General features: G+C 47.1%; 13 protein-coding genes. 12 read left to right on the top strand and 1 reads right to left on the bottom strand.

Annotated elements, in window-relative coordinates:
- The first annotated feature begins 57 nt into the window (after positions 1 to 57).
- From adhE to KNO96_RS02435, 11 genes are all read left to right on the top strand, one after another.
- Positions 58 to 2649, top strand: coding sequence for a bifunctional acetaldehyde-CoA/alcohol dehydrogenase (gene adhE, locus KNO96_RS02485; protein WP_026826057.1), 2592 nt, complete (start codon positions 58 to 60; stop codon positions 2647 to 2649).
- A 180-nt stretch (positions 2650 to 2829) separates the two neighbouring features.
- Positions 2830 to 3891: a zinc-binding metallopeptidase family protein gene (locus KNO96_RS02480; RefSeq protein ID WP_214702114.1), complete on the top strand. Its 1062-nt coding sequence runs from the start codon at positions 2830 to 2832 to the stop codon at positions 3889 to 3891.
- A complete protein-coding gene (locus KNO96_RS02475; protein ID WP_214702113.1) occupies positions 3840 to 4013 on the top strand; it encodes a hypothetical protein in 174 nt (57 codons plus the stop codon). Before KNO96_RS02480 ends, KNO96_RS02475 begins: the two co-directional genes overlap by 52 nt.
- Positions 4014 to 4097: 84 nt before the next feature.
- Positions 4098 to 5012 carry an alpha/beta hydrolase gene (locus KNO96_RS02470; protein WP_214702111.1) on the top strand — a complete coding sequence of 305 codons (915 nt, stop codon included), beginning with the start codon at positions 4098 to 4100 and terminating at the stop codon, positions 5010 to 5012.
- Between the two features lie 135 nt (positions 5013 to 5147).
- A complete protein-coding gene (locus KNO96_RS02465) occupies positions 5148 to 5891 on the top strand; it encodes a DeoR/GlpR family DNA-binding transcription regulator (RefSeq protein WP_214702110.1) in 744 nt (247 codons plus the stop codon).
- The gene (pfkB, locus tag KNO96_RS02460; protein WP_214702109.1) at positions 5888 to 6817 is read left to right on the top strand and encodes a 1-phosphofructokinase; all 930 of its coding nucleotides are present in this window, start codon (positions 5888 to 5890) and stop codon (positions 6815 to 6817) included. The genes KNO96_RS02465 and pfkB overlap by 4 nt, the downstream gene beginning before the upstream one ends.
- Positions 6814 to 8724: a PTS fructose transporter subunit IIABC gene (locus KNO96_RS02455; RefSeq protein ID WP_214702108.1), complete on the top strand. Its 1911-nt coding sequence runs from the start codon at positions 6814 to 6816 to the stop codon at positions 8722 to 8724. Before pfkB ends, KNO96_RS02455 begins: the two co-directional genes overlap by 4 nt.
- A gap of 141 nt (positions 8725 to 8865) precedes the next feature.
- Positions 8866 to 9387, top strand: a complete 522-nt coding sequence (locus KNO96_RS02450; RefSeq protein ID WP_026826051.1) for a GNAT family N-acetyltransferase — start codon at positions 8866 to 8868, stop codon at positions 9385 to 9387.
- A gap of 144 nt (positions 9388 to 9531) precedes the next feature.
- Positions 9532 to 10287 (top strand): UMP kinase, encoded by a 756-nt coding sequence (gene pyrH, locus KNO96_RS02445; protein WP_214702107.1) that lies wholly within the window; start codon positions 9532 to 9534, stop codon positions 10285 to 10287.
- Positions 10288 to 10296: 9 nt separating this feature from the next.
- On the top strand, positions 10297 to 10944 hold the full coding sequence (locus tag KNO96_RS02440) for an alpha/beta family hydrolase (RefSeq protein WP_214702106.1): 648 nt from the start codon (positions 10297 to 10299) through the stop codon (positions 10942 to 10944).
- A gap of 60 nt (positions 10945 to 11004) precedes the next feature.
- Entirely contained in the window at positions 11005 to 11565 is a 561-nt protein-coding gene (locus KNO96_RS02435) for a GNAT family N-acetyltransferase (RefSeq protein WP_214702105.1), read from the top strand.
- A gap of 24 nt (positions 11566 to 11589) precedes the next feature.
- Here KNO96_RS02435 and KNO96_RS02430 read toward each other — a convergent pair whose 3' ends face one another.
- Entirely contained in the window at positions 11590 to 12225 is a 636-nt protein-coding gene (locus KNO96_RS02430) for a peroxiredoxin-like family protein (RefSeq protein ID WP_214702104.1), read from the bottom strand.
- Between the two features lie 235 nt (positions 12226 to 12460).
- On the opposite strand from KNO96_RS02430, the gene KNO96_RS02425 reads away from it, so the two are divergent.
- On the top strand, positions 12461 to 14434 hold the full coding sequence (locus KNO96_RS02425) for a methyl-accepting chemotaxis protein (RefSeq protein ID WP_214702102.1): 1974 nt from the start codon (positions 12461 to 12463) through the stop codon (positions 14432 to 14434).

The following is a 14434-nucleotide window of genomic DNA, read 5'->3' as shown; positions in this document are numbered from 1 at the left end:
GCTTCCATCAAGTCAATATGTTCATTAAAAGCTCTCACTTATGAGGAGGAACCTAACATGGCAGTTAAAGAGAAAGCAAAAGTGGAAACAACGGCAGAACAAATGGTGGATACGCTCGTAGCGGGCGCACACGCCGCACTCGATACGTTAATGACGTTCGACCAAGAGAAAATTGATCACATCGTACAAGCGATGGCGCTCGCAGGTCTAGAGAAGCACGTCGAACTTGCGAAACTAGCATATACAGAAACAGGTCGCGGTGTCTTTGAAGATAAGATGATCAAAAACATCTTTGCGACAGAATATATTTATAACTCACTTCGTGGAGAGAAAACGGTTGGCGTTTTAGAAGATGACGTTCAAAACGGAATCACATACATCGCAGAGCCGGTCGGTGTCGTTGCAGGTGTCACACCGGTCACGAACCCTACTTCTACTACGATGTTCAAAGCGATCATCGCCATTAAAACACGTAACCCGATTATCTTTGCCTTCCACCCGTCAGCTCAACAATGTTCTAGTGAGGCAGCGCGGGTCCTCCGTGACGCAGCGGTAGCCGCAGGAGCTCCTGAAAACTTGATTCAATGGGTAGAAGTCCCGTCACTTGATGCGACGAAAGCACTCATGAATCATCCTGGTGTCGCGATGGTCCTTGCTACTGGTGGAGCAGCGATGGTCAAGTCCGCCTACTCGACTGGTAAACCGGCTCTTGGTGTCGGACCGGGTAACGTACCAGCCTATATCGACAAAACAGCAAAAGTGAAACGTGCCATCTCAGACGTTATCCTTTCAAAAACGTTCGACAACGGGATGATCTGTGCGTCTGAACAAGCAATCATCGTCGACCAAGAAGTATACGAAGAAGTGAAAGCGGAAATGACAGCACTCGGTTGCTATTTCTGCTCACCTGAAGAAAAAGCGAAACTTGAAACACTCGTCATCCGTACGGACACATGCGCAGTCAACCCAGAGATCGTCGGGAAGCCGGCAGCGTGGATTGCAGAAAAAGCAGGTCTCAAAGTCCCGGCTGACACAAAAATCTTGATTGCTGAACTTGAAACAGTTGGCGCGACAGAACTTCTCTCACATGAAAAATTGAGCCCGGTCCTCGGTGCTTATAAAGTTCAATCACGTGAAGAAGGATTTGCGGTTGCTGAAAAAATGCTTGAAATCGGTGGTCTCGGCCATACAGCTGTCATCCACTCAACGGACGACGATGCCATCCTTGATTTCGGTCTTCGTATGAAAGCTTGTCGCATCATCGTCAACTCACCATCAGCACACGGTGGAATCGGTGACCTTTACAACGAAATGACACCATCCCTCACGCTCGGTTGTGGGTCTTACGGTAAAAACTCCGTCTCTGAAAACGTGACGGCGAAACATCTACTCAATGTGAAAAAGGTGGCGAGACGTCGCGTGAATATGCAATGGTTTAAAGTACCTGAAAAAATCTACTTTGAGAAAAACTCTGTCCAATACCTTCAATCACTCACAACGAAAAAGCGGGCGATGATTGTAACGGATGAAATGATGGTCAAACTCGGATTCGCTGATAAAGTCATCAAAAACTTACCAGCAGGTGTTGAGTACCGTATTTTCGACCAAGTCGAACCAGATCCATCTGTTGAGACGGTCATGAACGGTGCTGAAGCGATGCGTCACTTCCAGCCAGACATGATCATCGCACTCGGTGGTGGATCACCAATGGATGCTGCGAAAGGGATGTGGCTCTTCTATGAACGTCCAGAAGAGAAGTTCTCAAACCTTCGTCAGAAATTCATGGATATTCGCAAACGGACATACAAGTTCCCGACACTCGGTAACAAATCAATGTTCGTCGCAATCCCAACAACTTCTGGTACAGGTTCAGAAGTAACACCGTTCACCGTCATTACAGACAAAAAACGTAATGTGAAATATCCGATTGCTGACTATGCGATCACACCAGACGTCGCCATCGTCGACCCTGAGTTCGTTATGACCGTACCAGCATCAATCACGGCAGATACAGGAATGGACGTGTTGACACACGCCATCGAAGCTTACGTATCAGTCATGGCAAACGACTATACGGACGGACTTGCGCTCCGTTCGATGAAGATGATCTTCGACTACCTACCAAAAGCGTATGAAAACGGTAGCGACGCGGAAGCTCGTCAGAAAGTGCACAACGCGTCAACAATGGCAGGTATGGCGTTCGCGAACGCGTTCCTCGGCATCAACCACTCGATCGCTCACAAAATCGGTGGAGAGTTCCACGTACCGCACGGTCGTACAAACGCAATCCTCATGCCACACGTCATTCGTTACAATGCGACACGCCCATCAAAACTTGCGGCGTTCCCGAAATATGAGTCATTCATCGCCGACGAGCGTTACGCAGAAATCGCACGTTACCTCGGTCTTCCGGCAAGCACGACAGCAGAAGGTGTCGAATCACTCGTCCAAGCAATCATTGAGCTCGGACAACGTTTGAACATCAAACTCTCGTTCAAAGCACAAGGCATCAAGAAAGCAGATCTCGATGCGAAGATCGACAAGATGGCGGTCGACGCATTCGAAGACCAATGTACGACGGCGAACCCGAAAATGCCGCTCGTTGAAGAATTGAAAGAGATCATGTACGCAGCATACGAAGGCGTATAAGAATCAATAGTTACGCGTGAGCCCGTTCAACTCGAACGGGCTCTTTTTGTGGTCAGAACATGATATTCAGTTTCTAAAATTATATTTAAATAGATAAAATATTAAATAGTCAGACGATAAATAGCTGTCTATAATAAATATTGACATACTTAGTCAATATCATTGAATAGGGATCATGTAATGTTAATCTTGATTAGTTTGTTGCGTTCAATCGCGACAGTTGTTCTTTTCTTCAATCCAATCCATCCGACGCCGCTTGAGACCGCGGAATATATTTCATCAGTCGATCGAAATGCGGATAGTTGGGAGAGTGCCGACTTTTTTGAATCTTTCGGAACCGAACTATCCATCGATATGAACCGGAACGTCCTTTATACAGAACGGGTGACCGGTTGGACTGAGATTGAGGTGGGAGATGGAACGTATGAAGGTCTTTCATCGATGACATTTGATCAACCGTTCAAAGGAACAATTTTACATATGGAATGGGGACAAGATATTCCGGACGTCAAAGAGAAAGTGATTGTCTTACCAACGACAAAGTTTTCATATGACAATATCGAGGATGCGTATACCGTCGATTACGCGGGTGAAGTATTGAATGATCAGGAAGCGAATGCATACTTGTCAGAGCTCGCATCTGCAGGAGCTGTAGGATACTTGATCACACCATATGAAGATGATCCATATGAGATGGGCTTTGTTTTCACGTCATCCTACATGCCGTTAGATGGCACGGGTGTAGACTCCGATACGGCTGAACAGCTGAAGGATGGACAATCGATAAAAGTAGAGCCTTACCGTGAAGAGATCCCATATGTCGAATTTGTTCAAACAGGGAAGAGTAATCAAGAAATTATTCTCATGTCACGACTCAATTCTTCCTGGCATGGAGCCCATTATTTGTCTGCCGTCGGTCCGTCTACGGTCTTATATCACCTCATGCAGGTGATGAACGAGGAAGTGCCAGACTATACGATTCGATATGTCTTTTTGAATGGGAACGGCGACTCTAGAGAAGCGAGTGACGATTTCCTTGAACGGCTAGCGGGACAAAAAGAAAAAGTGGAAATGGTCGTCATGCTCGATATTCTTGGGACTGGTGACGGTCCACTATACGTTCGTACGAAAGGAATGAAATCCTATCCTGTACTAGAACAGGGCCATTCGCTGAACTGGAGGTGCGTTCGTTGGCAAGTTCACCGGGTGACGCTTACGATGATGAAGGAATACCTTATCTGATGTTGAGTGATTCACTTGAAGGAAGTTGGCATGTGTTTACGGAGAAGGACACAATCGAACGTCTGACGAAAGACGGTTTATCCGATGCCGTCAATTGGCTACATGCTTGGCTTACTGACTGACCTCATAGATGTCGCTGTCTCATTTGACGGCGACATATTTTTTTAGATGTCGGTTTCGGGTATGATAGTAATGGAGGCGATACGATGAAACAAGAGATGACGATTACGACAGCATACGGAACGATTGCAGGAACTTTTCTTTCCCATGAGGAGCCTCGGGCGACAATCGTCATGTTGAGTGGGAGTGGACCGAGTGACCGTGATGGTAACATGGGTGGTGTCGGTTTTAATACGTATGCCAAGTTGGCAGAAGCGTTGTACGACCACGGATACAACGTGTTCCGATATGACAAACAAGGAATCGGGAAGTCAGACGGAGACTTCAATAAAGTTGGCTTACATGATTTGATTAACGATGCGATTCTTGTCGTGCGCACCATTCGACAACTGGCCGATGTAAATCGCTTATATCTACTCGGTCATAGTGAAGGGGCCGTCCTTGCTCCTGCCGTTCAGCTTGAGACGAAGGCGGATGGACTGATCTTACTTTCCGGTTTCCATGAATCGTCCAAGCAGATGTTCCTATACCAAGCAGATGCACTCGCTAAAGACATCGAACATGTGAAGGGAATAAAAGGTCTCTTCTATCGGTTGACGGGCGTTGCCAAAAAGGTCAGACAACGACAGGACGATTTGTTAGAGCGGTCTTTACGGACGAACGTCTCGTCTTTCAAATATCGAGGTCAAGTCGTAAATGCGAAATGGATTCGAGAACATGCATCCTATGACGTCCGAGAGCGGTTGGAGCATGTGACCGTCCCGGTTCTTGCGATTACCGGGGGACGTGATGTCCAAGTCCCACCAGAACACGTTCATATGATACAAACAAAAGGGGAGGTCACCTCATCGATCATTGATGATATGAATCATCTTCTCGTGACACGGGAGTCACCCCATTCGCTTCTCATGCTGCATAAAGAGTATCGAGAAGCGATCGATGCGCCGATTCATCCAAAACTCGTTCAAGAATTGGATGAATGGTTAAAAAAACAGTCATAAACTCGAAAAACGGTCATATATTGACCGTTTTTTATGTTATAATTGTGACAAATTGAATGAAACTGAATGTTTTTGAATGATTTTAGTTGTTTTTATAATGAAAACGCTTTATATTAGACGTATGGAGGGAACAAGATGTTAACGAAACAACGACATCAGTTGATTTTGCAACGCTTATCTGAACAGAAGGTTGTCAAATTAAAAGAATTGGTTGATTTGACGGATTCATCCGAGTCGACGATTCGTCGAGATTTGACGGACCTCGAAGCGGAAGGGTATCTGGCAAGGGTTCACGGAGGCGCAACGCTCATTGCGACTCCAGATGAGGAACCGACATTTGAAGAAAAGCGAGACCGGTTCGTAGATGAAAAAGTTGCGATTGCACGGAAGGCCGCAACGTTCATCGAAGACGGGATGTCGATTTATTTAGATGCCGGTACAACCACTCAGGCGATGGTTCCGTTTTTAGAAGGGAAAAAGATTGTCGTCGTCACAAACAGTCTACCGATTGCGAATGAATTATTTGATCTTGATATTAAGACGTTTGTGATTGGCGGAGAATTAAAGCGTTCCACCCAGGCGCTTGTCGGGTATAACGCACGCGAGAGCATGATGAATTATCGAGTCGACCTCGCCTTTCTCGGAATGAACGGAATCGACCTTGATGCGGGTTACACGACCCCAGACCCAGAAGAAGCGCTTGTCAAAAAAACGGCAATCGAATTGGCACAAACGTCCTTCGTACTCGCTGACGCATCGAAAATCGGGAAACGGACGTTCAGCCGAGTCGCGACGTTAGATGCCGCACAGTTGATCACATCAAGCAGTGAGTCAATGAGTTCCATCCAAACAATCACAAAGGTGGTGAACGCGAAATGATTTATACGTTAACACTCAACCCTTCTATTGATTACTACGTAACATTACCTAAAGTACATCTAGGAGAAGTGAACCGAATCGAAGAGACGACAGAGCGAGCAGGTGGGAAAGGCATCAACGTCTCAATCGTTCTCCGGGAGTATGCACAAGACACAAAGGCACTTGGTTTCATCGGTGGGACGACAGGTGACTTCATTAAAAAGTCACTCGTCGATCACGGTGTACACACCGATTTCGTAGAGGTGAATGGGAACACCCGGATCAACGTCAAGATTCGGGCGAAAGAGGAAACAGAACTGAATGCGAGCGGACCGAATATCACAGAGCGCGAGCTCGAACTGTTGACGGCCAAGTTCGATCAAGTTCAAGAAGGCGATATCGTCGTCCTCGCGGGTAGTATTCCAAGTAACTTACCAGACTCGCTATATCGGACGATTGCCGAATCGATTCGCGAAAAAGGGGCTGACTTTGTCGTCGATACGACGAAAGAAGCCATGCTCGAAGTGCTCGCCCTCGAACCACTCATGATCAAACCGAACCACCATGAATTAGGTGAATTGTTTGATACCGAAATTGAAACATTCGAGGAAGCTCTTCCTTATGCGGAACAACTCGTCAAACGTGGGGCGAAAAATGTCATCATCTCCTTTGCGGGAGACGGGGCGCTACTCGTTAACAAGGACGGAGCCGTCACAGCAAACACACCGACAGGGAAGCTCGTCAATTCGGTCGGTGCAGGAGACTCGCTCGTCGCCGGATTTGTCGCGAATGTGAAAGAAAAAGGCGAACAAGAAGCATTTCGATATGCGGTCACGACAGGAAGCGCATCTGCATATACGTTCGGTCTATGTTCGAAACAAGAGATCGATCGCTTGATCGATCAAGTACAACTCACACCACTTAAACGAATGGAGGAAACAACATGAAAATCACGGACTTGCTCCAACGCGACACGATTCAATTGAATCTAAGCGCGAGTTCTAAGCGTGAGGTCATCGAAGAACTTGTCGATGTCCTCGACCGCGCCGGTAAACTATCGGACCGCAACGGTTATCGCGATGCGATCCTAAAACGTGAAAGCGAGAGCACGACTGGGCTCGGTGAAGGCATTGCCATCCCGCACGCGAAAACGAGTGCAGTCAAGTCACCAGCGATCGCGTTCGGTCGCTCGGAAGGTGTCGACTACGAAGCGTTAGACGGACAACCGAGCCGCCTCTTCTTCATGATTGCGGCAGGCGAAAACGCTAATAATGAACACCTTGAAACACTCTCTAAACTTTCAGTTTACTTGATGGACCCTGCATTCCAGGAACGGCTCTATGCGGCTACTTCTGAAAACGATGTCATCCGTGCAATCGAAGAAAAAGAAGCAGCAGAAGAGAAGCCAGAGGTCGTCAAACCGACAAACACGGATGCACCGTTCATTTTGGCGGTCACGGCTTGTCCGACCGGTATCGCTCATACGTATATGGCAGCAGATAGCTTGAAGCAAAAAGCGGAATCGATGGGCGTCGACATCAAAGTCGAAACGAACGGGTCGACTGGCGTCAAAAATGAATTGACGCGCGCGGACATTGACCGGGCAACAGCAATCATCGTCGCAGCGGACAAGGCTGTTGAAATGGATCGCTTCGCTGGTAAACGAGTCATTGAAGTTCCTGTTGCACAAGGGATTCGGAAACCGGAAGAACTCATCAATCGTGCGGTGAAACAAGATGCGCCGGTATATGAGGCTTCGAAATCGTCAGGTGGTGCTTCGAAAGAGCAACGTACAGGCGTGTACAAGCACTTGATGAGCGGTGTATCCGCGATGCTTCCACTCGTTGTCGCAGGTGGACTCTTGATTGCCATCAGCTTCTTCTGGGGCATCAACTCCGCCAACCCGGATGACCCGTCTTACAATGAATTTGCTGCACAGTTGATGACAATCGGTGGAGCTGCATTCGGCTTCCTCGTTCCGATTCTCGCCGGTTTCATCGCGATGTCGATCGCCGATCGCCCAGGTCTCGCACCAGGTCTCGTGGCCGGGGTACTCGCAAGTCAAGGGAACGCAGGATTCCTCGGTGGTCTCATCGCTGGTTTCTTGGCAGGTTATGTCGTCCTCTTCTTGAAAAAAGCACTCGCAAAATTGCCTGCTTCACTTGAAGGAATCAAACCAGTCCTCTTGTATCCGTTACTCGGTTCGTTTATCTCAGGTATGGTCATGTTGCTCGTCGTCAATGAACCGATTGCAGCACTCATGACATGGTTGATGGATACGTTGAACAGCATGAGTGGCGCGAACGCCATCCTTTTAGGAGTCATCGTCGGTGGGATGATGGCAGTCGATATGGGTGGTCCGATCAACAAGACAGCGTACGTCTTCGGTACGGCAGCACTTACAGCGGGTAACCAAGAAGTCATGGCAGCGGTCATGGCTGGAGGGATGGTACCACCACTCCTCGTCGCACTCGCATCAACAGTCTTCGCTCGTCAAAAGTTCTCGAAACAAGAGCGCGAAGCAGGAAAAACCGCTTATATCATGGGAGCTTCGTTTATCACGGAAGCGGCGATCCCATTCGCAGCTGCGGACCCGATTCGCGTTCTTCCATCAGCGATTCTCGGTTCTGCCATCGCAGGCGGATTGTCCGCATTCTTCACGATTCAATTGCCGGCGCCACACGGTGGAATCTTCGTCTTCCCACTTCTTGAAGGAGCTGGAAACGTCGCGGTGAGTATGGGTCTTTACGCACTCGCCATCTTGGCAGGTGCAGTGGTCGGAGCATTGCTCCTCTCGTTCTTGAAAAAACCGTTAACAACGGCTACACCGGTTCAGTCAAAAGAAGTTGCGTAATTAGTGAATAGACACTGCCTCAGTAGAGGTAGCGTCTATTTTTTTATGATAGGTGATCGAATAGAATTCACATAATTCGAGATTGCATGTTGGGGATTTGTGGTAAACTATTTGTAAAGATTCGGGTAGGAGGGGGTCACATTGGACATTCGGGTCGCCAAACCAGACGATGTATATGGGATTGCGAGAGTGCGTGTGAACGGATGGCGCACGACCTATCGGGGGATCGTACCGACCGAGTACTTATTGAAACTTTCGTCCGGTTCCATCGAATGGGCAGAACGGTTGCGGACAGCACTTCGTCGTCAAGAGGTAGCCGGCTTTGTGGCGATTGTCGATGACGAGATTGTGGGCTTCGTCCTATACGGAGAAGAACGTACGGGTGAGTATCCAGACCATACGAACGAAGTGTATGCCATTTATATTTTAGAGAACCATCAAGGGAACGGAATCGGGTCCGCTCTCCTTGAACATGCCGTGCAATCGATGTGTGAAGCAGGTCTCTTGATCTGGGCACTTGAGATGAATCCGTTCCGAACGTTTTATGAGCGAAAACAGGGGCAGGTCATCGACCAAAAAGATCGAGAGTTTGGCGAATTGATGCTCCGAGAAGTGGCGTATGGATGGGAAAAGACTCGTCACGGTTCAATATTAGGGGCTTAAGCTTACTGACTGTAGTGTATTCTACGGTCTTTTTTTGTGCCCGATGTAGGAAAGAAAATAAAGAAATGTCATTATAAATCAATTGGAAATACTATTGTTCAATCAAACAATCTCTTCTATACTGAATTGAACAAAAATTTCCAAATGAAGGGTTGGGAGACATTGAAGCACCGAAAAATTTGTATCAAGTTAAGTGGAGCCGCTCTAGCTGGTGATAGAATGGATAATTTTGACGAAATGAGTCTCAGCCTGATAGCAGAAGAAATATTGTCACTCGCAAAAAGTGGGGTTGAAGTATGTGTCATGGTCGGTGGGGGAAATCTCTTTCGCGGGAATCAAGCAGAAGCGTGGGGGATCAATCGAGTGGAGGCTGACAGTATCAGGACGCTCGGGACGGTCATGAATTCATTGATGCTACGTGGTATCTTGAAACGTGATGCCAATCGAGAAGTACGCGTCATGACGTCGATTCCAATGCCGAGTGTAGCCGAGCCATACATTCAACTTCGAGCCATCAATCATTTGAAAAAAGGATATATCGTCATTTTTGCAGGCAATAACGGTCAACCGTTCGTCTCTTCAGACTATCCGGCTGTTCAGCGTGCGATCGAAGTGGGATGCGATGCCTTGTTCGTGGCAAAGAACGGTGTCTCCGGCGTATATGACCGAGATCCTCGTTTGGATTCGGACGCTCGTCAATTTGAAACCCTACACTATAACGACGTCATCGCTCATGACTTGAAAGTGATGGATCAATCGGCATTACTCCTCGCTAGAGACCACGGTTTGCCGATTCACTTGTTCGACTTCAAGGAACGGAACGCCATTCATCGGATTCTCCAAGGAGAGACCATTGGAACGCTGATTCATCACCATGACACGCAACTTTTGCAGAATTGAGGAGACAGCATGTATGAAGTAACAGTTGGTCACGTCAAAGGGACAAACGGAATACCCGTCTCGTATTCGTACCTGCAGGCTGATTCGTCATCCGACACACTCGTGATGTTGTTACCGGGATACGGATATACGAATGATTCTCCAATGTTTCGGTATACGACTGGATTATGCCTAGAGAACGGGTTGAACGTTCTTGAAATCAACTATAATTATCGGGATGAGCGGTATGATTCAGTCGATGTATTTAAGGTGGTTGTGGAAGACGTTCGACTCGTCATCGATCAAGTGTTACATAACTATTCCGTTCAACAATACATCGTCGTCGGAAAATCGCTCGGTACGATTGCGATGGCAAGTGAACTTACCCGAAACGTGTTTCATGATGCTAAACTGATTTGGTTGACACCTTTGTTGAAACAAGACGACATATACGAAGCGATCCAGTCTCATAAAGGTCAACAGATTGTTCTCATGGGAACAGCGGACCAACATTATGTACTGGAACGAATCGAGCATCTTGAACATCTAGCATTGACTGAACTCGAGATTGTCGAGCAGATGAATCATAGTCTCGAGTACACAGGTAACACATACGAGTCACTACGGCTACTTGAAACACTACTCAAGCGAGTTGAGCAATTTATGATTTCCTCATAGGTCGTGAACCGGTGGGGAGTTTCACAGGGCGATTGCGATCAAATGTAAAGGGGAGACAACGTGATATTTACCACTGAGCGTCTAGAAATCAGACCATTTACGGAGAAAGACTTGCATGCTACATTCGAAATGTATAGCAAGCCAGAAGTATGTAGATATCTTTTGCATGAGCCTTGGACTACTGAGAACGTGGAGACAGAGTTTAGAAAGAAACGAGATCAGCGTACGCTCTCCGAAAAGAGTGCGTTGAGTCTGGCGGTGCTCCATCAACAAAAAGTAATCGGTGATCTTACGGTATGGTACACGGGGATGAAAGAAACCGTCGAGATCGGCTATTGTTTTTCTGATTCACATTCAGGAAAAGGATATGCAACGGAGGCGGTGAGCGGATTGCTTGGGGAGTTGTTTACGAAGCTCAATCTACATCGAGTGCAAGCCAATCTCGACGCCAGAAATGTTGCTTCTCAGAAATTATGTGAACGGGTTGGGATGAGAAAAGAGGCCCATTTCATCAAAGATTACTGGAGTAAACAGGAGTGGACTGACAGCATGGTGTACGCCATGTTGCACGAGGAGTTTGTCAATAAAATGGATGAAAAATGCGAATGGGAAAAGAGATGACGTGACGCGCCACCTCTTTTTATTTTACAATTTTCCAATCACCGTCAACGGGTCGACACGTTCTGTATAATCCGCAGGGACGTCACTGAATGAAATCGTTCCGTCTGACTCTATAATGAACGTGGCCGGTTTCGGCAACTGCCAATCCTCGTTCCCATTATGTGCATCGACGTGCAGCCCAGACGCCTTATAAACGTCGATCAAGTAATCCGGCATGTCAAAGACGAGGTCGAATTGGCGTGCGACTTGATTATCCACGTCGCTCAATACATAAAAATCAAGTTCGTTCTTTTCTTTCGTTGAAAGGGAATAATCCGGCGTCTCAGGACTGATTGCGACAAGAGTCGCCCCTTTTTCTTGAATCGTTGGCAACTCGCGCTGGTATGCGCGAAGCTCGAGGTTACAGTATGGACACCATCCGCCACGATAAAACGTGACAATTACAGGTCCTTTTTCAAGCAACGACTGCAACTCGACTTTTGTTCCGTCCGCGTGAGGCAATTCAAACAGAGGTGCTGATTCACCTACTCTTAATCCTGACGCAATTCCCGAATCTTTCAATTCCTGCGTTGCCTTTGCCATCAATCGTTGCTTCTCGGCAGGTGCTTTTTGTTTGAACTGTTCCTTATAACTTTTAATTTCTTCCAATAATGAATTCATATTTTTACCCCTTTCCTGATAGGTTAACTCAATTTTATATTTAATTCGAATGATTTGATTTTAAATTTTATATTGTACGTATGAAACTCCATTTCAAGTTCCGAAAAATAATTTTCGAATAATTCAATCAACTATTAAAATATATATTTCTTAACCGATATTGTGAATAACCCAAGGAGGCCTCGGTAGGTCAACGACACTCCTTGAACACTTTATTCGAGGTAGGAGATGTTTTATGAAACAGAAACGTACGATTAGTATCAAGCAAAAGTTGATTGTCTTATCCGTTCTATTATTACTCATTCCAGCCACATTGATTGGAATCGTCGCTTATTCGCAGGCGAAAAGTAAGATTGAGTCTCAAATGATCCAGTCTGCCAATTCGGGGGTAGACCGGATGAACAATGAGGTCACGAACCTCATCGAGCCGATTCAAACGGACATCTCGTTTTTTGCGAATCGGATTGATGCTTCGATTTATGAAGAAGGAGAAGAGAATCAGGCGTTAGCAGAGAAGTTTACCGAGTATTTAGAGACGCATCCAAAAGTGACGAACATTTACTTTGCTTCAGCGGAAGGCGCGATGACAATCTATCCTGAGCAGGGATTGCCAGAAGGATACGACCCACGAATTCGTCCTTGGTATGAAGCGGCTGAAGCAAGTGGACAAGATGTCGCCATCACGAATCCGTATGTCGATGCCTCTTCTCAAAAAATGATGATTACCGTATCGAAGAAGACAGCTGACGATAGTGGGGTAGTCGCCGTTGACGTTGATGTGAATGATATAGCTGAAGTGGCGTCAACCATTCAAATCGGTAAAGAAGGATACGTTGCCATCTTCGACGAGGCAGAACAAGTTGTCATCCATCCGTCGACGGCTGTCGGTGAAAAAATAACTGAGCCTTGGGCGAAATCTCTCTTTGCCGAGGAAGAGGGTATTCTATCTGCAACTGAGAACGGGGAAGGTGTTGAGAAAGCGTTCGCAACGAACCCGATCACAGGATGGAAGATTGCAGGTACTTTATATGACGGTGAGATTCAGGACGAGACGGTCGGTATCCTCTGGACGACTGGATTTGTCATCATCGGAATGTTTGGTGTCGCAGCCATCCTTCTCTACTTCGTCCTTCGTTCAATCTTACGTCCATTGCGTGTATTGACTGAGGGAGCAGAACGGATCAAGGCAGGTGATTTGACAGAGCCGATTACCGTCTCATCGAACGATGAAATCGGTCGTGTCTCAGAAAGTTTTAACGAAATGAGCGATTCACTCCGTATGGTGTTACTTCATCTCGATGATTCAATCAGTCAAGTGGCCGCATCTTCTCAAGAACTGATGGCCAACTCGGCACAAAATACCATGTCGTCGGAGCAGATTGTTCAAGCGGTCGATCAAATGGCGCTCAGCGCCGATGGGTCGAAGCGACAACTCGACGACAATGCGACATCACTTCAAGCAATCACATCCGGTATCATGCGCATCTCGGAGAGCTCGATGGATGTATCCGAACTGTCGCGTGAAACGTCAAATGAAGCCGAGGACGGATCGACGACCGTAAAAGAGAACGTCAAGCAGATGCAGGCGATCGATGCGTCAGTCGTGACGTTTGAAGGGGTTATTCAGTCGTTGGCGAATCGCTCGAATGAAATCGGGGAAATCGTCACGGTCATCAACGGCATTGCAGAACAGACGAATCTGTTGGCCTTGAACGCTGCGATTGAAGCGGCACGTGCAGGTGAGAATGGAAAAGGGTTCGCGGTCGTCGCGAGCGAAGTCCGAAAGCTTGCCGAACAGTCACAACAGTCGACAAAACAAATCGCAGGACTGATTGATCGGATCAAACATGAGACGGAACAATCCGTTCACTTGATGAAAGAAGTATCTACTCATACGAAAGCAGGATTGACGTCATCTGAGATGACAGCAGACCGCTTCGAGAAAATTAAAGAGCGTACAGTCGCGATGACACCGCGCATCGAAGATGTGACCGCAACTGTCGAGGAGATTGCGGCGAACGTTCAGGAAGTGGCCGCGACCGCGTCACAAATCGCTGACATCGCCGACGAAAACTCCAATGTCTCAAAACAAGTCGCAGCGACGACTGATGACCAATTGAAGTCGATTGAAGAAGTGTCACAATCAGCAAAATCACTCGCAACGATGGCGGAGGAACTTCAAGAACTCGTTTCACGCTTTAAACTTTGA

Origin of the sequence: Exiguobacterium sp. s89, assembly GCF_018617735.1 — a bacterium.
In the GTDB taxonomy this organism is placed as follows: domain Bacteria; phylum Bacillota; class Bacilli; order Exiguobacteriales; family Exiguobacteriaceae; genus Exiguobacterium; species Exiguobacterium marinum.
Note: the sequence above shows the minus strand (reverse complement) of the source record. Positions and strands in the feature narration are given on the sequence as shown.

Coding starts and splice junctions, on each gene's coding strand:
- pyrH (WP_214702107.1), top strand. CDS start 9,532: ATGAAGGGTTGGGAGACATTGAAGCACCGAAAAATTTGTATCAAGTTA.
- KNO96_RS02440 (WP_214702106.1), top strand. CDS start 10,297: ATGTATGAAGTAACAGTTGGTCACGTCAAAGGGACAAACGGAATACCC.
- KNO96_RS02465 (WP_214702110.1), top strand. CDS start 5,148: ATGTTAACGAAACAACGACATCAGTTGATTTTGCAACGCTTATCTGAA.
- adhE (WP_026826057.1), top strand. CDS start 58: ATGGCAGTTAAAGAGAAAGCAAAAGTGGAAACAACGGCAGAACAAATG.
- KNO96_RS02455 (WP_214702108.1), top strand. CDS start 6,814: ATGAAAATCACGGACTTGCTCCAACGCGACACGATTCAATTGAATCTA.
- KNO96_RS02480 (WP_214702114.1), top strand. CDS start 2,830: ATGTTAATCTTGATTAGTTTGTTGCGTTCAATCGCGACAGTTGTTCTT.
- pfkB (WP_214702109.1), top strand. CDS start 5,888: ATGATTTATACGTTAACACTCAACCCTTCTATTGATTACTACGTAACA.
- KNO96_RS02470 (WP_214702111.1), top strand. CDS start 4,098: ATGAAACAAGAGATGACGATTACGACAGCATACGGAACGATTGCAGGA.
- KNO96_RS02425 (WP_214702102.1), top strand. CDS start 12,461: ATGAAACAGAAACGTACGATTAGTATCAAGCAAAAGTTGATTGTCTTA.
- KNO96_RS02430 (WP_214702104.1), bottom strand. CDS start 12,225: ATGAATTCATTATTGGAAGAAATTAAAAGTTATAAGGAACAGTTCAAA.